The organism is Pseudomonas sp. KH_046_1 (genome assembly GCF_057839025.1).
Genome location: NZ_CM174481.1, coordinates 2,740,604 through 2,759,949, shown reverse-complemented (window position 1 = coordinate 2,759,949; position 19,346 = coordinate 2,740,604). Strand labels below are relative to the sequence as shown.

The 19,346-nt window shown below is 59.7% G+C and carries 15 protein-coding genes; 9 read left to right on the top strand and 6 right to left on the bottom strand.

Annotated elements, in window-relative coordinates; translation table 11 throughout:
* Positions 1–374 precede the first annotated feature (374 nt).
* The gene (locus AC3IT9_RS12855) at positions 375–1,655 is read right to left on the bottom strand and encodes a serine/threonine transporter (protein WP_489273293.1); all 1,281 of its coding nucleotides are present in this window, start codon (positions 1,653–1,655) and stop codon (positions 375–377) included.
* Between the two features lie 365 nt (positions 1,656–2,020).
* Here AC3IT9_RS12855 and AC3IT9_RS12850 point away from each other — a divergent pair, with 365 nt between their 5' ends.
* The 5 genes from AC3IT9_RS12850 to AC3IT9_RS12830 all read left to right on the top strand — a co-directional run bounded on the left by AC3IT9_RS12850 (position 2,021) and on the right by AC3IT9_RS12830 (position 6,131).
* A complete protein-coding gene (locus AC3IT9_RS12850; protein WP_353742791.1) occupies positions 2,021–2,404 on the top strand; it encodes a tautomerase family protein in 384 nt (127 codons plus the stop codon).
* Between the two features lie 28 nt (positions 2,405–2,432).
* Positions 2,433–3,020: a TetR/AcrR family transcriptional regulator gene (locus AC3IT9_RS12845; RefSeq protein WP_489273292.1), complete on the top strand. Its 588-nt coding sequence runs from the start codon at positions 2,433–2,435 to the stop codon at positions 3,018–3,020.
* A gap of 141 nt (positions 3,021–3,161) precedes the next feature.
* On the top strand, positions 3,162–4,127 hold the full coding sequence (locus tag AC3IT9_RS12840) for a 2-hydroxyacid dehydrogenase (RefSeq protein WP_489273291.1): 966 nt from the start codon (positions 3,162–3,164) through the stop codon (positions 4,125–4,127).
* A gap of 144 nt (positions 4,128–4,271) precedes the next feature.
* Positions 4,272–5,339, top strand: coding sequence for a phosphotransferase family protein (locus AC3IT9_RS12835; protein WP_150754674.1), 1,068 nt, complete (start codon positions 4,272–4,274; stop codon positions 5,337–5,339).
* A gap of 24 nt (positions 5,340–5,363) precedes the next feature.
* The gene (locus AC3IT9_RS12830) at positions 5,364–6,131 is read left to right on the top strand and encodes an SDR family oxidoreductase (RefSeq protein WP_008046696.1); all 768 of its coding nucleotides are present in this window, start codon (positions 5,364–5,366) and stop codon (positions 6,129–6,131) included.
* Positions 6,132–6,224: 93 nt separating this feature from the next.
* Here AC3IT9_RS12830 and AC3IT9_RS12825 read toward each other — a convergent pair whose 3' ends face one another.
* The 4 genes from AC3IT9_RS12825 to AC3IT9_RS12810 all read right to left on the bottom strand — a co-directional run bounded on the left by AC3IT9_RS12825 (position 6,225) and on the right by AC3IT9_RS12810 (position 12,060).
* Positions 6,225–7,277: a hypothetical protein gene (locus AC3IT9_RS12825; protein WP_489273290.1), complete on the bottom strand. Its 1,053-nt coding sequence runs from the start codon at positions 7,275–7,277 to the stop codon at positions 6,225–6,227.
* 618 nt (positions 7,278–7,895) lie between these two features.
* A complete protein-coding gene (locus AC3IT9_RS12820; RefSeq protein WP_489273289.1) occupies positions 7,896–9,017 on the bottom strand; it encodes a helix-turn-helix transcriptional regulator in 1,122 nt (373 codons plus the stop codon).
* Positions 9,018–9,143: 126 nt separating this feature from the next.
* Complete coding sequence (locus AC3IT9_RS12815) at positions 9,144–10,427, bottom strand: Zn-dependent hydrolase (RefSeq protein WP_489273288.1); 1,284 nt, start codon at positions 10,425–10,427, stop codon at positions 9,144–9,146.
* Between the two features lie 148 nt (positions 10,428–10,575).
* Positions 10,576–12,060 carry an NCS1 family nucleobase:cation symporter-1 gene (locus AC3IT9_RS12810; protein WP_150759725.1) on the bottom strand — a complete coding sequence of 495 codons (1,485 nt, stop codon included), beginning with the start codon at positions 12,058–12,060 and terminating at the stop codon, positions 10,576–10,578.
* 541 nt (positions 12,061–12,601) lie between these two features.
* On the opposite strand from AC3IT9_RS12810, the gene hydA reads away from it, so the two are divergent.
* From hydA to preA, 3 genes are all read left to right on the top strand, one after another.
* Positions 12,602–14,041: a dihydropyrimidinase gene (gene hydA / locus AC3IT9_RS12805; RefSeq protein ID WP_150759726.1), complete on the top strand. Its 1,440-nt coding sequence runs from the start codon at positions 12,602–12,604 to the stop codon at positions 14,039–14,041.
* A 164-nt stretch (positions 14,042–14,205) separates the two neighbouring features.
* On the top strand, positions 14,206–15,573 hold the full coding sequence (locus tag AC3IT9_RS12800; protein ID WP_489273287.1) for an NAD(P)-dependent oxidoreductase: 1,368 nt from the start codon (positions 14,206–14,208) through the stop codon (positions 15,571–15,573).
* Positions 15,574–16,848 (top strand): NAD-dependent dihydropyrimidine dehydrogenase subunit PreA, encoded by a 1,275-nt coding sequence (preA, locus tag AC3IT9_RS12795; protein WP_102672357.1) that lies wholly within the window; start codon positions 15,574–15,576, stop codon positions 16,846–16,848.
* Positions 16,849–16,990: 142 nt separating this feature from the next.
* Here the strand turns inward: preA and AC3IT9_RS12790 are convergent, their stop codons facing one another.
* On the bottom strand, positions 16,991–17,611 hold the full coding sequence (locus AC3IT9_RS12790; protein WP_223542598.1) for a TetR/AcrR family transcriptional regulator: 621 nt from the start codon (positions 17,609–17,611) through the stop codon (positions 16,991–16,993).
* A 212-nt stretch (positions 17,612–17,823) separates the two neighbouring features.
* On the opposite strand from AC3IT9_RS12790, the gene AC3IT9_RS12785 reads away from it, so the two are divergent.
* Positions 17,824–19,119, top strand: a complete 1,296-nt coding sequence (locus tag AC3IT9_RS12785) for an OprD family porin (RefSeq protein WP_489273286.1) — start codon at positions 17,824–17,826, stop codon at positions 19,117–19,119.
* Positions 19,120–19,346 lie beyond the last annotated feature (227 nt).

Genomic DNA, 19,346 nt, shown 5'->3' with positions numbered 1-19,346 from the left:
TATCCGCTTCCTGTTCGTCAGGCCAGCATTTTGCCTCGGGCTTCCTTCAGATTCGCAGTCGCCCGCGACACCCTTGCCTCTGGCTAACACTTCCCCTTGCCGGGTGTGTAGAGGACTTACACCTCCAAGTCACCAGCGAGGCCACCACAGCCAAGCTGGTTGCGCTTCGCGCAACGCGCCATGCCTGGCGCACCAATGAAAAACGCCGCCCATCGTGAGATGAGCGGCGTTTTTTTATGCCTTGAAAATTATTGAATGCCTGAACCGGATTAAATGTGGGAGCGGGCTTGCTCGCGAAAGCGTCGTGTCAGTCGAAATCAATGGCGACTGACCCACCGCTTTCGCGAGCAAGCCCGCTCCCACAGGTAGTAGAGTCAGGCACTCAACGAATAGATCAACGCCGTAATCGCCACCAGGCCCACCGCCGTCACGAAGACGTTGGATGCCTGACCGCGATAGCGTGCCATCGCCGGTACCTTGCGGATGGCGTACATCGGCATCAGGAACAGGATCGCCGCGATCACCGGGCCACCGAGGGTTTCGATCATGCCGAGAATGCTCGGGTTCAGCGTGGCGACGATCCAGCACACCACCAGCATGAACGCGGCGGTCATGCGGTCCAGGGCCTTGGCGGACGGACGCTTGCCGCTCTTGACGATCAGGCCCTTGAGGCCTTCGCTGGCGCCGATGTAGTGCCCCAGGAACGACTTGGAGATGGCCACGAAGGCAATCAACGGCGCCGCGAAGGCGATGGTCGGATTGCTGAAGTGGTTGGCCAGGTACGACAGGATCGACAGGTTTTGCGCCTTGGCTTCAGCCAGTTGCGCTGGCGACAGGGTCAGCACGCAACTGAAGACGAAGAACAGCACCATCACCACCATCAGTAGGTGGGCGCGGGACAGGATCTGCGAGCTGCGCTCCTCGGCGTGCTCCCCGTAGCGACGCTTCTGGTCCACGGCGAACGCCGAGATGATCGGCGAGTGGTTGAACGAGAACACCATCACCGGAATCGCCAGCCACAAGGTGTGCAGCAACGCCGATGGCGCCGGCACGCTGCTCGCGGTGGTGAGGATGCCGCCGTTCCAGTGCGGAACCAGGTACACCGCCAGGAACAGCAGCGCGACGATGAACGGATAGACCATCAGGCTCATGGCCTTGACGATCAATTGCTCACCGCAACGCACCACCGCCAGCAGGCCGAGGATCAGCACCAGCGACAGCACGGCGCGCGGGGGCGGCATGATGTGCAGTTGATGTTCCATGAAGCTGCCGACCGTGTTGGTCAGGGCCACGCTATAGATCAGCAGGATCGGGAAAATCGCGAAGAAGTACAGCAAGGTGATCAGCGCGCCGGCCTTGATGCCGAAATGCTCTTCCACCACTTCAGTAATGTCGGCGCCTTCGCGACCGGACAGCACGAAACGGGTCAGCCCGCGGTGTGCGTAGAACGTCATCGGGAACGCCAGCAACGCCAGGACCAGCAGCGGCCAGAAACCGCCCAGGCCTGCGTTGATCGGCAAAAACAGGGTTCCCGCACCAATCGCCGTGCCAAACAGGCCCAGCATCCAGGTGGTGTCCTGGCGATTCCAGCTCGAAAGCGTCGCGGGTGTCGCGTCTACATAGCGTTCGTTAACGCTATTGGCCTGATCATTCATCCGGTGGGATCTCCACATTCCGGTCACTTGCCACCCGGCCAGGACGCGTCGGAATACCCGACAGGCAGCGCCCGGCCGAAACAGGGGCGCGATTCTGGAGGATTAGTGAGCAGAAGCAAAGACTTAGGTGAGGAACGGTGGTACCAGATAGACGAAAATCCCCTGTGGGAGCGAGCTTGCTCGCGATGGCTTTGGCACATCCAACATCTACTTGCCAGACACACCGCCATCGCGAGCAAGCTCGCTCCCACAAGGAATTGCAGTGTTTTTGAGGCTACGTTTCATCGCCAGACAGCATTCACCACTTGATAAAGGTCAAGCGTCATGTATTTTTAACCGACCTGCATTCCTCCTGGAGTCTTCCCATGCCACTGGTTCGCGTCGATATCAAAAAACATCAGGACCCCACCCACGCCAAACGCATCGGCCAATTGATCTATGCCGCCATGCGCCAGACCATTGGCGTACCGGAACACGACAATTTCCAGATCCTCGCCGAACATGACGAGCAGCATTTCATCTTTGACCCCGGTTATCTGGGCATCAACCGCTCGGACCAGTTGGTGGTGATCCAGATCACCATGAGCGAAGGACGAACCGTCGAGCAGAAAAAACGCCTCTACAAAACCATCGCCGAAAGCCTTAATGCAGAGCTGGCGGTGCGCCTGGAGGACGTTTTCATTAATCTGGTGGAAGTGAAAAAAGAGAACTGGTCGTTTGGCAACGGAATTGCCCAGTACGCCCTCTGATGTTCAACATGCAAACCGAGAATGACCCATGCCCCGAGTTTCCCGCAAACAAGCCGACCTCAACCGCGAGACCATCGTCGAAGCCGCCACCCGGCTGTTTCGCGAACGCGGCTTGCACGGGATCAGCGTGGTCGATGTGATGGCCGCCGCGGGCCTGACCCACGGCGGTTTCTACGGGCACTTCGAATCCAGGGAAGCCCTGGCGCAAGAGGCCAGCGGCCGGGCTTTCGAGCAAGCGGCGCAACGCTGGCTAGGGCGGGTGGCCGAGCATGACAGCAAGGACGCCTCCCGCCGCGCCGTGGTCGAAACCTACCTGTCCAACGAAAGCCGGGACAATCCGGGCGACAGCTGCCCGGTGGTGGCCTTCGCCGGGGACATGTGCCATGAGGCCGCCGAGAGCGGCTTGCGCCAAACCTATCTGCAGGGCCTGAACAACCTGCTCGACTCCCTCGGCTCGCTGCTGGACGCAGAGGACGAAGCCAGCAAGCGGCAGCAGGCGCTGGTGCAGTATTCGCTGATGTTCGGTGCGCTGATGCTGTCCCGAGCCACCCGAGGCGATCCGTTGTCGGATGAGTTTCTCGAGGCCGCCCGGGCCGCTCTCACGCAGTCGAAGTGAAGCGACTCCCCCCCACGCAATAAAAAGCTCGCAGGCTTCGCCAGCTCCTGCACTGCGATCGCTGGTGGTTGCCAAGCCACCCTGAAATCAGCAATCTCAAGTGACATTCGAGCCGATTTACGATGCCACAGGGAGCCAAGCATGCCTGTAACCGTCCTGGTACTGGTTGAAACCATCAATGATTACCTGCCCATCCTCGAACATCAGGGCTTTCACCTGATTCTGGCCCCGACGCCCGCCGAGCGCGCCGAAGCCATCGCCCGCCACGCCGGGCAGATCGACGCCGTCCTCACCCGTGGCCCGTTGGGGCTGTATGCCGATGAAATCGCCGCCCTGCCCAACCTCAAGATCATCTGCGTGATCGGTGCCGGCTATGAACACGTCGACCTGCAGGCCGCCGCCGACCGGGGCATCACCGCCACCAATGGCGCCGGGGTCAACGCCTCGTCCGTCGCCGACCATGCCATGGCGCTGCTGCTGTCGCTGGTGCGCGACATACCCCGCTGTGATGCCGCCGTACGGCGCGGTGAGTGGCCGAAGATCATGCGCCCTTCCCTGGCCGGCAAACGCCTGGGCATCCTGGGCCTCGGCGCGGTCGGCATGGCCATCGCCAAACGCGCCAGCGCCGGTTTCGACATGAGCATCAGCTACCACAATCGCCAGCATCGCCACGATGTGTCCTACACGTTCTGCTCGACGCCGGCCGAACTGGCGCACGCCTCGGACTTCCTGATCGTCGCCACGCCCGGCGGCCAGGGTACCAGGCACCTGATCAATCGCCAGGTACTGGACGCGTTGGGCCCCAAGGGGTTTATCGTCAACATCGCCCGGGCCAGCGTGATTGCCACCGCTGACCTGATCGCCGCCCTGGAGCAACGCCGGATCGCCGGCGCCGCGCTGGATGTGTTCGACGCCGAACCGAAGGTGCCGGATGTGCTCAAGACCCTGAACAACGTAATCCTCACGCCCCATGTCGCCGGGCTGTCCCCGGAAGCCACCCAAGGCACCGTGGAACTGGTGGGCAAGAACCTCGTGGCGTTTTTCTCCGGCCAACCGGTGTTGACGCCGATCGACTTACCGCCCGCCAAGAGCCGGGTCGCCCTTTGATGGCGATTCAAACAGCTGTATCAAAAGCAATGATTGGCCGGCAACACGCTCACCTATAAGAGCCGTTCGCGGTTGTAGGTGCGCAATGTGCGCATTAGATTAGCCAATAGTTTCAGGCCTCCAGAATAAGCAGAAGGGATAAGCATGGCGCTTAACGACCAGTCCACCCGTATCCGCACCGGCGAAGAGCTCGATGCCAGCCTGATCGATCCGTACCTCAAGGCCCATATTCCGGGGCTCAGCGGTTTGCCGCAGATCAGCCAGTTTCCGGGCGGCGCTTCAAACCTCACCTACTTGCTGGAATACCCCGAACAGGAATTTGTCCTGCGTCGCCCGCCCTTCGGCCACAAGGCCAAGTCGGCCCACGACATGGGCCGTGAATTCCGCATCCTCAATCAATTGCGCGACGGTTTTCCGTACTGCCCGAAAGCCTACGTGCACTGCACCGACGAATCGGTGATCGGTGCCGAGTTCTATGTCATGGAACGGGTCAACGGCATCATCCTGCGCTCGGACCTGCCACCGGAGCTGGGCCTGGATTCGGCGAAAACCGAAGCCCTGTGCAAGAGTTTCATCGACAAGTTCGTGGAACTGCACCGCGTCGACTACAACGCCTACGGCCTGGGTGACCTCGGCAAACCCGAAGGCTACGTGGCGCGGCAGATCAAAGGCTGGAGCGATCGCTACGAAAAGGCCCTGACCCCCGATGCGCCACAATGGGATGTGGTCAAGGCCTGGCTCAACGACAAGATGCCGGCCGACCATCCGACCTCCAGCATCGTGCACAACGACTACCGCTTCGACAACGTGATCCTCGACCCGAACAACCCGATGCAGATCATCGGCGTGCTCGACTGGGAACTGACCACCCTCGGCGACCCGCTGATGGACCTGGGCAACACCCTCGCCTACTGGATCGAAGCCGATGATCCGGCGCCGGTGCAGATGATGCGCCGCCAGCCAAGCCACGCGCCGGGCATGTTGACCCGCCGCGAGTTCGTCGACTACTACGCCGAACGCTCGGGCATTCGCATCGACAATTTCGACTTCTACTACACCTACGGCCTGTTCCGTCTGGCCGGCATCGTGCAGCAGATCTACTACCGCTTCTACCACGGCCAGACCCAGGACAAACGCTTCGCGCAGTTCATTCACATGAACAAGTTGCTGGAGCAGATGAGCTTGCAGGTCATTTCGAAATCCAGCCTCTGATCGGCTTCATTACAAGGGAATTCCATGTCCAAGACTCAGTTGTTCGACCTCGACGGCAAGATCGCTTTCGTCTCCGGTGCCAGCCGTGGCATCGGTGAAGCCATCGCCAAACTGCTGGCCCAGCAAGGCGCCCACGTGATCGTCTCCAGCCGCAAACTCGAAGGCTGCCAGCACGTCGCCGACGCGATCATCGCCGCCGGTGGCAAGGCCACCGCCGTTGCCTGCCACATCGGCGAAATGGAACAGATCAGCCAGGTCTTCGCCGGCATCAAGGAACAGTTTGGCCGCCTGGACATCCTGGTCAACAACGCCGCGACCAACCCGCAGTTCTGCAACGTGCTGGACACCGACCTCAGCGCCTTCCAGAAAACCGTCGACGTGAACATCCGCGGCTACTTCTTCATGTCGGTCGAAGCCGGCAAGCTGATGCGCGAAAACGGCGGCGGCAGCATCATCAACGTCGCCTCGATCAACGGCGTTTCGCCGGGGATCTTCCAGGGCATCTACTCGGTGACCAAAGCAGCGGTGATCAACATGACCAAGGTGTTTGCCAAGGAGTGCGCGCAGTTCGGGATTCGTTGCAATGCCTTGCTGCCGGGTCTGACCGACACCAAGTTTGCCTCGGCACTGGTGAAAAACGAAGCCATCCTGAACACCGCTTTGCAGCAGATCCCGCTCAAGCGCGTGGCGGATCCGAGTGAGATGGCGGGTGCGGTGCTTTACCTCGCCAGTGATGCTTCGAGCTATACCACTGGGGTTTCGTTGAATGTGGATGGTGGGTTCTTGTCCTGATTCGATTTCCGAATGAAAGAAAGGCAGCCGATTGGCTGCCTTTTTACTTTCGACGATGAACGTTCACTCTTTTTCAATCATCTGACGAGGCGATTATTTATTTATCTCATTCTCACTCGGCGATGTAACATTCAAAAGCAACTTCCCCACATATTCCTTGCCATCCATTGTCATTACCGTAGAACATTCTCGTTTACCCGAAAGCAATATATATAGCTGAGACGCGACCCCGTCAGAATTGGTAGTTTTCGTTGTAGGGGTATAACCATAAACATTAAATGTAACAGAGACTCCCACTACCGGAGAATTGTCGGGTCTTCTAACTCGGATAAGCATGTAGTAGGTACCTGTCACCACGTTTATTTCAATCGGAGGACCGGGTAGCTCTATATACTCACCCCCCATCAGCGCCAAGTACCTTAACCTATAAGCAGGCACCAATCTGTTAGTCGGTGTAAGCAGTGTCGCCTGCGCTCCATCATTGAAAATTTTAAATTTGAACGTTCCCTCCTTTTCAGCGCCAGTAATGCTCCACTCATGCCTACTGGACAGTTCTTTAAGAGGTGGCTTACTTTGAAGATCTTCATATTTAAGCCAGCGGTTGGGAATCCAATCGAGCGCTAATGGAATACCTTGCAAATGATTGCCATTTTTGTAAGCCAAGGTGATTTTTTTTGTTTCGCCGCTGATAAGATCCACACCGCTTTCTGATATTGGAATACCGTCCAGTAAAACCTCAGCTTCATCGGCGAGATTGATCGAAATCACCGGGCTTCGGTGGTCCCACGACTGCACCTCTTCCCTGCTGAAAAAAACCAGCTTCATACGACCGCTCTTGCCAGCGCCCGGCGTAATTTTCCAACTGAACTTGCCATCGACGGGAACCACCCAGTTGCCAAAATCCGGCGACGCAACGATGCTCAAGCCGCCGTCCTCAGCCAGCCCCAAATTGAGCTCCCTGGCGAGCGCGGGTGGAGCCTCCACCGTCACATCGTTCACCTGCCCACGGATAAAAACAGGTTTCGCGCCCCATTCCACTTTCTTGCCGTTGATCAACAACGTGGCATCTTCCCAAGGGCTTGTTGCAGCGGTTGCAGCTTTTAGATTGGCGGTCATGGCGGCGTTTCCCTTTTCAACGGTGTTCATGAAAAAACAGTCCGTTAACTATCAGGAAAAATCGCCACACCGGAAACTGTCATAACTGACAGGTCAACTAGAACAAGTTGCGATAAAAACCACTCATGACCTACAAATCATTCAGGTTTTTTGAGATGACGGGGGGCAGTGCTGTACCTCGCCAGGAACGCCAGTCGGCCACAGCCCTAGGAGACGTGGCGCCAATCAGCAAGTCCCGGGTACCCCGCCGCCCAAGACGACTATGAAGGAAATCACCATCACCCCGAGCAGCTCGGGTTTACTGCGTGACGCAACGAGTCGTGGTGGTGACTCGGGTCACTTGCCCGTCTTCGGCCCGTACATCACCGAGGACATCGGTTTTATCCATGGCCTGGCAGGTGCGTTCAGGAGGTGGCGGAGTGACTGCTGGAGGGGGTGGCGGACTCGCACAGCCGCCGAGGATCGCTACGCACAATGCCAGCGACAAAGGTGAGATAACGCGTTTCCCAAGAGTTTTCATAGGTTGACCCGCGATAAGTGATAGACACATTTTTTGTGACAACAGAACCGGCGCGCAAAATCCACACACCTGCCACAAAAATAAAAATCTGCGAATCACTTATAGCCCGGCCGGTGGCATTTGCACCTTTAGCGCTGCCCCTTGGGCCGCCATTCACTGGAGAACAGTCCCCGCTCCCGCGCCCAGACAATCGCTTCACTGCGGCTGTGCACTTCGAGCTTGGAATACACTGCCGCCAGATGGTTGCGCACGGTGTTCGGCGCGAGTTTCAGGCGCGCGGCGATTTCCTTGTCGGCCCGGCCTTCGCATATCAGGCCCAGCACATCGCGCTCACGGGCGGTCAGGTCGGTGAAGGACACACTGGGCAACTTCGGTGAATTGACGTTCTTCACATTGGCCAGTTTTTCGATCAGCGTGCGGCTGAACCATGAGGCGTCCTTCATCGTTTCCTCGATGGCCGACACCAGTTCCAGCTCGATGCGCCTGCGCTCGGTGATGTCCATCAGCACCAGCAGATAGCAGGGGTTGCCTTGAATGTTCACGGTGTTCGCCGACACGGTGCAATCGATCAGCCCGGCGTCTTTTCGGCGCAAGCGCATATCGATGCGGTCCAGGCGGCCGGTTTTCTCCAGCGCGGCGAACAGCCAGATGCGCGCGTTTTTGTCATAGATGAAATCGATCTGCGCAATGCTGCTCCCAAGCACGTCCTCCCCGGGATAACCCAAGGTATCGAGGAACGCTTCGTTAACGTCCAGCACCCGTTGATCAGCCGCGCCGCACAGCAGAATCGGCACCGGCGACAGGCGAAACGCTGTGGCGAAACGTTGCTCGGCGCTGGCCCGGTCAGTGACATCGTCCATGATCAACACCAGCGATTCCGGCTCGCCGTGGTTGTCGGCCAGTACCAGGCTGTGCACGCGATGGACCCAGGACCGCGCTTCGTCCGCCACCGAAGTCACCTTCACCAGCACATCGCTGAACGTCTCGCCACGGGCCACCCGGTTGATCGGGTAGCTGTCGGCAGGTACGACCTGATTGTTGCGATCACGCAGGGCAAAGCGTTTGGCATACGCCTTGGCGTTGGTACCCAGGTCGCTGATCTGCGAGGCACCGTGCATGGCCAGCGCCGCCTCGTTGGCCCACAGGATGCTCTGGTCGGGATCGAGCAGAATCACCCCGTCGGACACGCCGGCGATGATTTGCTGCAACTGGCGGCGATTGGTATCGGTGCTCAGGACGTCCTGGCTCATGGGCTCTCCACACACGCGACGGGCCATTTTGGCCCCTGTGAAGAGTACGACCGCAGCGGTTGATGATCGTGCAGTCTGGCCAGGCAACCGACGTAGGAGCTGCCGCAGGCTGCGATCTTTTTAGGCTCAGGCCGCCAACTCGCCCTTCGCCACCGCCGCCGAAGCCGCCAGCATCGCCCGCAACAGCACCGCACACCCGGCCGCCAGGTCATCCGGCGCGGCGTTTTCGATTTCGTTGTGGCTGATGCCGCCTTCGCAGGGCACGAAGATCATCCCGGCCGGGCCGAGTTCGGCGAGGAAGATCGCGTCATGGCCTGCGCCGCTGACAATGTCCATGTGCGACAGGCCCAGGGCTTGGGCGGCGCCGCGCACGGCTTCGACGCAGCCTTTGTCGAAGTACAGCGGCGGGAAGTCGGCCGTTGGCGTGAGTTCGAAGGTCAGGCCGTGTTCGTCGCAGGTGGTTTCGATGACTTCGCGCACTTCGGCGATCATCGAGTCCAGGCGCGCCGGTTCCAGATGGCGGAAGTCCAGGGTCATGCGCACTTCGCCGGGGATAACGTTGCGCGAGCCGGGATAGGCTTGCAGGCAACCGACGGTGCCGCAGGCATGGGGTTGATGGCTGAGGGCGGCGCGATTGAGCGCACCGACGATCACCGCGGCGCCGACCAGGGCGTCCTTGCGCAGGTGCATCGGAGTCGGGCCGGCGTGGGCTTCGACGCCGCGCAGCTTGAGGTCAAACCATTTCTGCCCGAGGGCGCCCATGACCACGCCAATGGTCTTGCGTTCGTCTTCCAGGATCGGGCCTTGCTCGATGTGGGCTTCAAAATAAGCGCCGACTTTGTGGCCGCTGACTTTGCGTGGGCCGGCGTAGCCAATGGCATTCAGTGCTTCACCGACCGTCACGCCCTCGGCATCGACCTTGGCCAGGGTTTCCTCGAGGGTGAATTTTTCCGCGAACACGCCGGAACCCATCATGCACGGGGCGAAGCGCGAGCCTTCTTCGTTGGTCCAGACCACCACTTCCAGCGGTGCTTCGGTTTCGATGTCGAGGTCGTTGAGGGTGCGCAACACTTCGACGCCCGCCAGCACACCGAAGCAGCCATCGAACTTGCCGCCGGTGGGCTGGGTGTCGATGTGGCTACCGGTCATCACCGGTGGCAGGTCGGGATTGCGCCCGGGGCGACGGGCGAAGATGTTGCCGACGGCGTCGATGCTGACGTTGCAGCCGGCATCGATACACCATTTGACGAAGGTGTCCCGGGCCTGGCGGTCGAGGTCGGTCAGGGCCAGGCGACACACGCCGCCCTTGACCGTGGCGCCGAGCCTGGCCAGTTCCATGAGCGATTGCCACAGGCGGTCGCGGTTGATGTGCTGATGGCTGGACTGCAGAACGTCTACGGCCGCGTTCATGATGATCTCCTCAGGCTGTTCTTGTGTGTTTCTTCAGGTATTTCGTCGGTGAACTTGAGGCCGCCATCGCGAGCAAGCTCGCTCCCACAGGGTTCTCGGGTGTTCACAAAACCTGTGGGAGCGAGCTTGCTCGCGATGAGGCCCTCCCTTACACCGTAGATTTAGCGACAGATGGGCTAGGCCGCATCACACTCAACCCATAATAAATAACCCCACCCAGCGCCGAGCCGGTAAACCAGCCATAGCTGTAGAACCAGCTGAACGCATCGCTGCCCAGGGACAGCAGCGTCAGCACCACCGGCACACCAAACGCGATGAACCCGCTCCAGTTCCACGCCGGATACACGTCGTCCCTGTAGAGCCCGGCAAGGTCGAGTTGCTGCTTCTTGATCAGGAAATAATCCACCACCATGATCCCGGCGATTGGCCCCAGCAGGCTGGAATAACCCAGCAACCAGTTGGAATAGACGGTTTCGAGACTGACGTCCGAGACAATCAGGCCCAGTTTTTTCAGCAGCTCATGGGCCATCAATGCCAACCCGACAAACCCGGTGAGCAATACTGCCTTGGTGCGGTTGATCGCCTTGGGCGCGATGTTCTGGAAGTCATTGGTCGGCGACACGATGTTGGCTGCGGTATTGGTCGACAGCGTGGCGATGATGATCAGCGCCATCGCCAGTGCGACCCAAACCGGGCTCTGGATATGGCCGATCAGCGTCACTGGATCAGAAACCGTCACCCCCACCAGTTTCACCGAGGCCGCGGTCATCACCACGCCGAGGGACGCGAACAGGAACATGGTCAGCGGCAAACCGATGATCTGCCCGACAATCTGGTCCTTCTGGCTTTTTGCGTAGCGACTGAAGTCCGGAATGTTCAGTGACAACGTGGCCCAGAAGCCGACCATCGCCGTCAGCCCGGCGGCGAAGTAGCTGGCCACGCCGGCGCCTTCGGGACGCTTGGCCGGGATTGCCAGCAATTCGCTCATCGACACGTTGGGCATGGCCCAGACCAGCAGGCCTGCGCCCACCAGCACCAGCAGCGGCGCCGACAGGGTTTCCAGCCATTTGATCGACTCGGCGCCGCGAATCACCACCCACAGGTTAAGTGCCCAGAACACCATGAAGCCGATGACCTCGCCGGTACCGCCCAAAGATTTCCAGCCCTCGAACACCGAGCCGAGGAACAGGTGAATCGCCAGCCCGCCGAACATGGTCTGGATGCCGAACCAGCCACACGCCACCAGGGCGCGAATCAGGCACGGAATGTTGGAACCGAGCACGCCGAAGGACGAGCGCAGTAGCACCGGAAAGGGAATGCCGTACTTGGTGCCGGGAAAGGCGTTCAGGGTCAGGGGAATCAGCACGATGATGTTGGCGAACAGAATCGCCAGCAGCGCTTCACCGACGCTCAAGCCAAAGTACGCGGTGAGCACGCCACCGAGGGTGTAGGTCGGCACGCAGATCGCCATGCCCACCCACAGCGCGGTGATGTGCCATTTGTTCCAGGTGCGTTCGTGCACCCTGGTCGGTGCAATGTCGTGGTTGTAACGGGGACTGTCGAGGACATCGCTGCCGGCTTCGAGCTCGAACAAGCCGTCGCGCTCGGTCACTTGCGATCTGATCTGTTGCATGGCCGCTCCACTGTTCTTTTGATTATTGTTGCTCATCAGGGGCTGGCGGCATCAATAAGCGTGCCGTGTACCCCGATTACGCATCGGGCAGTTCCATAAACACATTGCAACCAACTGATGTTTATCAGTTTTATTCGCTGACTCGACTAATTGTCAGGGCACTCAGGCCGAATGCCAGGCAAGTTGTCCGGACAGTCAGGACTCAAACTGGTGCGTTGATCTTTTTTTCAATGGCCGCGCATCAACCATAGACCATACTCAAACAGCTGATTTCACATAAGAAATCTTGACTATTTTTCGATCCTGTCAAGTGCGTCAAAATGGTGAGCAGCCTCACCATTTTGGTGACTCTTGCATTTAATCGTTAAATATCAATTAGTTAATAACAGCATAAGCTTATAAAAAATATTCTTGCCGATTCGGATAACTGCAGCTAGCGTTTAATCCTGACAGCGATGACAGGAATAAATCTGTCCGGGCTGTTTTTATATAGAACATCTAGAACCGGCATAAGCCGGTCATTGCCTGCGAGGAACTCGGAATGTCTCTGTTGATCCGTGGCGCCACCGTAATTACCCATGATGAAAGTTATCGCGCCGATGTGTATTGCGCAGACGGCGTGATCAAGGCCATCGGCGAAAAACTCGATGTTCCTGCTGGCGCCGAAGTGCTCGACGGCAGCGGCCAATACCTGATGCCCGGCGGCATCGACCCGCACACCCACATGCAACTGCCCTTCATGGGCACGGTGGCCAGCGAAGACTTCTACAGCGGTACGGCGGCGGGACTGGCCGGCGGCACCACCTCGATCATCGACTTCGTGATTCCCAATCCGCAGCAATCCTTGCTCGAAGCCTTCCATCAGTGGCGCGGCTGGGCCGAGAAGTCGGCGTCGGACTACGGTTTTCATGTCGCCATCACCTGGTGGAGCGAACAGGTCCGCGAGGAAATGGCCGAGCTGGTCAGCCAGCACGGCGTCAACAGCTTCAAGCATTTCATGGCCTACAAGAACGCGATCATGGCCGCCGATGACACCCTGGTGGCGAGTTTCGAACGCTGTCTGGAACTGGGCGCGGTGCCGACCGTTCACGCGGAAAACGGTGAATTGGTTTATCACCTGCAACGCAAGCTGATGGCCCAGGGCATCACCGGGCCGGAAGCGCATCCCCTGTCGCGCCCTTCACAGGTTGAAGGCGAAGCCGCGAGCCGGGCGATCCGCATTGCCGAAACCCTGGGTACGCCGCTGTACCTGGTGCACGTCTCGACCAAGGAAGCGCTGGACGAAATCACCTACGCGCGGGGCAAGGGCCAGCCGGTCTACGGCGAAGTGCTGGCCGGGCACCTGCTGCTGGACGACAGCGTCTACCGCGATCCGGACTGGCAAACCGCCGCCGGTTACGTGATGAGCCCGCCATTCCGTCCTCGCGGCCATCAAGAGGCACTCTGGCATGGCCTGCAATCGGGCAACCTGCACACTACCGCCACCGACCACTGCTGCTTCTGCGCCGAGCAAAAAGCCGCTGGCCGCGACGACTTCAGCAAGATCCCCAACGGCACCGCTGGCATCGAAGACCGCATGGCGGTGTTGTGGGATGAAGGCGTGAACAGCGGACGCTTTTCGATGCAGCAATTCGTCGCGCTGACGTCCACCAACACGGCGAAGATCTTCAACCTCTACCCACGCAAAGGCGCGATTCGTGTGGGCGCCGATGCCGACCTGGTGCTGTGGGACCCGCAAGGCACGCGGACCATTTCCGCCACGACCCACCATCAGCAGGTGGACTTCAACATCTTCGAAGGCAAGACCGTGCGCGGCGTGCCCAGCCACACCATCAGCCAGGGCCGCGTGGTCTGGGCCGACGGCGACCTGCGGGCCGAACGCGGGGCCGGGCGCTATATCGAACGGCCGGCGTATCCGGCGGTGTTTGATTTGCTGAGCAAGCGGGCTGAGTTGCACAAGCCGGTTGCTGTGAAACGCTGAGAGCGGCCTGCGGCCTATCGCGAGCAAGCTCGCTCCCACAGTGGATCTTCAGTGTTCACAAATCCCTGTGGGAGCGAGCTTGCTCGCGATGGGGCCAGTACAGACAACACAAAAAACAATGCCCATTCAGAGGCAGCACCTCAAATAACCGTGAGGCCAAAACCGTGATCAAGTCCCTGGACCACCTCCCGCATCCCCATGAGAATGCGGCCGCCCTCGCCGGCCACTTCACCGATCTGGCGCCGCCGCTCAACGAGCGCCAGGCGCACCTGGAAGCCTCGCGCTGCCTGTATTGCTACGACGCGCCCTGCGTGAATGCCTGTCCGAGCGAGATCGACATTCCTTCGTTCATCCGCAACATTGCGCAGGACAACGTGCAAGGCGCCGCGCAGAAAATCCTCTCGGCCAACATCCTCGGCGGCAGTTGCGCTCGGGTGTGTCCGACGGAAATTCTTTGCCAGCAAGCCTGCGTGCGCAACAACGCTCACGAATGTGCACCGGTCATGATCGGCCTGTTGCAACGCTACGCCGTGGACAACGCCCACTTCAGCACGCACCCCTTCCAGCGTGCTACCGCCACCGGCAAACGCATCGCCGTGGTCGGTGCCGGTCCGGCCGGTTTATCCTGCGCCCACCGCAGTGCCATGCACGGGCATGACGTGGTGATCTTCGAGGCGCGGGAGAAGGCTGGCGGCCTCAACGAATACGGGATCGCCAAATACAAACTGGTGGATGACTACGCGCAAAAGGAGCTTGAGTTCCTCTTGGAAATTGGCGGCATCGAAATCCGCCACGGGCAGAAGCTCGGGGAGAACCTGACCCTCAGCGAACTGCATCAACAGTTCGATGCGGTGTTCCTCGGCCTCGGGCTCAATGCCAGCAAACAACTGGGCCTGGCCCACGAAGACGCGCCCGGCCTGCTCGCCGCCACCGACTACATCCGCGAACTGCGCCAGGCCGATGACCTGAGCCAACTGCCCCTGGCCGACCACTGCATTGTCCTCGGCGCGGGCAACACCGCCATCGACATGGCGGTGCAAATGGCCCGCCTCGGCGCCCACGATGTGAATCTGGTGTACCGCCGTGGCGTCGAGGACATGGGGGCCACCCATCACGAACAGGAGATTGCCAAGGCCAATCAGGTGCGGCTGATGACTTGGGCACAACCCGAAGAAGTGCTGCTCGATGACCAAGGCCGCGTGCGCGGCATGCGTTTCGCCCGTACACATCTGGTAGAAGGTCGCCTGCAAACCACCGGTGAAGCCTTCGAACTGGCCGCCGATGCGATCTTCAAGGCGATCGGCCAGGCCTTCGATGGCAGCGCCCTCAGCGATCCGCTGGCCCGTGAACTCAAGCGTCAGGGCGAGCGCATCGAAGTCGATGAAAACCTGTGCACCAGCATCCCCGGCGTGTATGCCGGCGGCGACTGCACCAGCCTCGATCAAGACCTCACCGTGCAAGCCGTGCAGCATGGCAAGCGCGCCGCCGAGGCAATCAATGCTCAACTGATGCTCAACGTGGAGGCTGCGTAAATGGCCGATCTGTCGATTGTCTTCGCCGGCATCAAAGCACCCAACCCGTTCTGGCTGGCCTCCGCGCCGCCGACCGACAAGGCCTACAACGTGGTCCGCGCCTTCGAGGCCGGCTGGGGTGGCGTGGTCTGGAAAACCCTGGGGGAAGACCCGGCGGCAGTGAACGTGTCGTCGCGCTACTCGGCGCACTTCGGGGCTAACCGGGAGGTACTGGGTTTTAACAACATCGAGTTGATCACCGACCGCTCGCTGGAGATCAACCTGCGGGAAATCACCCAGGTCAAGAAGGACTGGCCGGACCGCGCGCTGATCGTGTCCTTGATGGTGCCCTGCGTCGAAGAATCCTGGAAACACATCCTGCCGTTGGTGGAAGCCACCGGCGCCGACGGCATCGAACTGAACTTCGGTTGCCCCCACGGCATGCCGGAACGGGGCATGGGCGCAGCGGTCGGCCAGGTGCCGGAGTACGTGGAACAGGTCACCCGCTGGTGCAAGACGTATTGCTCGCTGCCGGTGATCGTCAAGCTCACGCCGAACATCACCGACATCCGTGTCGCCGCCCGCGCCGCCCACCGTGGCGGTGCCGATGCGGTGTCGTTGATCAACACCATCAACTCGATCACCAGCGTCAACCTCGAACGCATGGTCGCCAACCCCATGGTCGGCAGCCAAAGCACCCACGGCGGTTACTGCGGCTCGGCCGTCAAGCCGATTGCCTTGAACATGGTCGCCGAAATCGCTCGCGACCCGCAGACCCAGGGCCTGCCGATCAGCGGCATCGGCGGCATTGGCAACTGGCGCGATGCTGCGGAATTCATCGCGCTCGGCAGTGGCTCGGTGCAGGTGTGCACGGCAGCGATGCTGCATGGCTTCCGGATTGTCGAAGACATGAAGGACGGATTGTCACGCTGGATGGACAGTCAGGGCTACGCCAGCATTTCGGAATTTTCCGGGCGCGCGGTGGGCAACACCACGGACTGGAAGTATCTGGACATCAACTACCAAGTGATCGCGAAGATTGATCAGGAGGCTTGTATCGGTTGCGGTCGCTGCCACATAGCTTGTGAGGACACCTCGCACCAGGCCGTGGCCAGCCTCAAGCAAGCGGATGGTACTCACAAGTATCAAGTGATCGATGAGGAGTGCGTGGGCTGCAACCTGTGCCAGATCACCTGCCCGGTGCAGGACTGCATCGAGATGGTGCCGGTGGAGACTGGCAAGCCGTTCCTGGACTGGAATCATGATCCGAGGAATCCGTATCACGTCAGCCCTTGAGGTCAGCGGCGCCTGAGCTGACGCCATCGCGAGCAAGCTCGCTCCCACAGTAGATTTGTGTCGTACGTCAATCCTGAGTACACCAATGATCCCTGTGGGAGCGAGCTTGCTCGCGATGAGGCCGGCCACTGCAACACAAATCTCAAGGCTCCAACCCGATCCCCCGCAAAATCACACTGGTCACCGTCTGCACCGCCTTTTCGAACTGCATGTCCGACAGCGGCTGATGATCATTGAGAATATTCACCTGGTGATCGAAGTCGGCGTAGTGCTGGGTCGAGGCCCAGATCATGTACAGCAGGCTCGACGGCTCCACCGGCAGGATGCGTTTGTCCTCCACCCACTGGCGGATTTTCGCTTCCTTCATCTTGGCCCAGTCGTACAGGCTCGCATCCAGCGCCTCGCCGAGGGTCGGCGCGCCATGGATGATTTCGTTGGCCCAGACTTTCGAGCCATACGGCCGGCTGCGGGAATGGTTCATCTTGGCGCGGATGTAGCTGCTGAGCACCACGCGCGGGTCGTCGAACATCTCGAAGCACAGCGCGTCCTGCTTCCAGACTTCCAGCAAGTCGAACAGCACGGCACTGTACAACTCGGTCTTGGTGCTGAAGTAATAGTGCAGGTTGGAACGCGGCAGTTGCACCTCGGCGGCGATGTCGGCCATGGCGGTGCTGCCGAAGCCCTTTTCAGCGAAGACCTTTTCCGCCCCCAGCAGGATTTTTTCGACGTTACTGCGACGAATCTCGATCTTGTGATTGCCCATGCGGATCCCCGACAACAACGTTGAGCAAGACTAGCATCCGCTCTAGCTCGCGGCGACAGGGTCAAACCAAACATTTCACTCCCCCGCCTCCCGGACAGGTCATCGTATAACTTCCGATTGACAACACTGAAACGGCCTGTAAATAATCGCCGCCAATGTTGTACGACGACGTATGACAAACAATAAAAACAAAAAAGAAAGGGAGCGTCACAGTGAGCAAGCTCGCCCGCAATTCGTCCATCCGTCGTTCACGGCCTATCCTCACCCGTCGCCATTCACTGAGCCTGATCGGCTGCAGCGGCCTGGCCCTCGTCCTGCCCGTCACCTGCCAGGCCGAAGGTTTCACCGACGACGCCAAGGCCACGCTGAATCTGCGCAACGCCTACATCAACCGCAACTACACCAACCCGGCCTACCCCCAGGGCAAGGCTGAAGAGTGGACGCAGAACTTCATTCTCGATGCCCGCTCCGGTTTCACCCAGGGTCCCGTGGGCTTCGGTGTCGATGTACTGGGCCTGTATTCGCAGAAGCTCGACGGCGGCAAAGGCACTGGTGGCACGCAGCTGTTGCCGATCCACGACGACGGCCGCCCCGCCGACAATTTCGGCCGGCTCGGCGTGGCGCTCAAAGGCAAGATCTCGAAAACCGAATTGAAGGTCGGTGAATGGATGCCGGTGCTGCCGATCCTGCGTTCCGACGATGGCCGCTCGCTGCCGCAGACCTTCCAGGGCGCTCAGGTGACCTCCACCGAAATCAGTGGCCTGACGCTCTATGGCGGTCAATTCCAGAAAAACAGCCCGCGTAACGACGCGAGCATGGAAGACATGTTCATGAACGGCAAAGCGGCGTTCACCTCGGACCGTTTCAACTTCGGCGGCGGTGAATATGCCTTCAACGAAAAACGCACGCAGGTCGGCGTTTGGTACTCGGAACTCCGTGACATCTATCAGCAGCAATACTTCAACCTGACCCACAGCCAGCCCCTCGGCGACTGGACCCTGGGCGCCAACCTCGGCTACTTCATCGGCAAGGAAGACGGCAGCGCCAAGGCCGGTGACCTCGACAACAAGACCGCGTTCGCCCTGCTCTCGGCCAAATATGGCGGCAACACCTTCTACGTCGGCCTGCAAAAACTCACCGGCGACGACGTCTGGATGCGGGTCAACGGCACCAGCGGCGGCACCCTGGCCAACGACAGCTACAACTCCAGCTATGACAACGCCCGGGAGAAATCCTGGCAGGTGCGCCACGACTACAACTTCGCCGCCCTGGGTGTTCCGGGCCTGACCCTGATGAACCGCTACATCAGCGGCGACAATGTGCACACCGGGAAAATTACCGACGGTGAAGAATGGGGTCGCGAATCGGAGCTGGCCTACACCGTGCAGAGTGGTGCGCTGAAAAACCTCAACGTGAAATGGCGTAATGCAACTATTCGCAAGAGCTTCAGCACCAACGAGTTTGATGAGAACCGGATTTTCATCAGCTATCCGATCAGCCTGCTGTAAACACAGAACCACTGTAGGAGCGAGCCTGCTCGCGATGACGGATTGTCAGTCGACTTCGATGTTGAAAGTTAGACCGCTATCGCGAGCAGGCTCACTCCCACAAGGTGCGCGGGAACTTTAAGAATTGCATCAGACTTCCAGGAAACGACCCTCCGTCAATTTCCACCAAAGTCGCGTTGACAAGAGCCGGAAACCCTAACGATACTTCGCCACAGTCGTACGACAAC

Bases quoted from the DNA above. Each gene is read 5' to 3' on its own strand.
- AC3IT9_RS12855 (WP_489273293.1), bottom strand. From the start codon at position 1,655: ATGAATGATCAGGCCAATAGCGTTAACGAACGCTATGTAGACGCGACA.
- AC3IT9_RS12850 (WP_353742791.1), top strand. From the start codon at position 2,021: ATGCCACTGGTTCGCGTCGATATCAAAAAACATCAGGACCCCACCCAC.
- AC3IT9_RS12845 (WP_489273292.1), top strand. From the start codon at position 2,433: ATGCCCCGAGTTTCCCGCAAACAAGCCGACCTCAACCGCGAGACCATC.
- AC3IT9_RS12840 (WP_489273291.1), top strand. From the start codon at position 3,162: ATGCCTGTAACCGTCCTGGTACTGGTTGAAACCATCAATGATTACCTG.
- AC3IT9_RS12835 (WP_150754674.1), top strand. From the start codon at position 4,272: ATGGCGCTTAACGACCAGTCCACCCGTATCCGCACCGGCGAAGAGCTC.
- AC3IT9_RS12830 (WP_008046696.1), top strand. From the start codon at position 5,364: ATGTCCAAGACTCAGTTGTTCGACCTCGACGGCAAGATCGCTTTCGTC.
- AC3IT9_RS12825 (WP_489273290.1), bottom strand. From the start codon at position 7,277: ATGAACACCGTTGAAAAGGGAAACGCCGCCATGACCGCCAATCTAAAA.
- AC3IT9_RS12820 (WP_489273289.1), bottom strand. From the start codon at position 9,017: ATGAGCCAGGACGTCCTGAGCACCGATACCAATCGCCGCCAGTTGCAG.
- AC3IT9_RS12815 (WP_489273288.1), bottom strand. From the start codon at position 10,427: ATGAACGCGGCCGTAGACGTTCTGCAGTCCAGCCATCAGCACATCAAC.
- AC3IT9_RS12810 (WP_150759725.1), bottom strand. From the start codon at position 12,060: ATGCAACAGATCAGATCGCAAGTGACCGAGCGCGACGGCTTGTTCGAG.
- hydA (WP_150759726.1), top strand. From the start codon at position 12,602: ATGTCTCTGTTGATCCGTGGCGCCACCGTAATTACCCATGATGAAAGT.
- preA (WP_102672357.1), top strand. From the start codon at position 15,574: ATGGCCGATCTGTCGATTGTCTTCGCCGGCATCAAAGCACCCAACCCG.
- AC3IT9_RS12790 (WP_223542598.1), bottom strand. From the start codon at position 17,611: ATGGGCAATCACAAGATCGAGATTCGTCGCAGTAACGTCGAAAAAATC.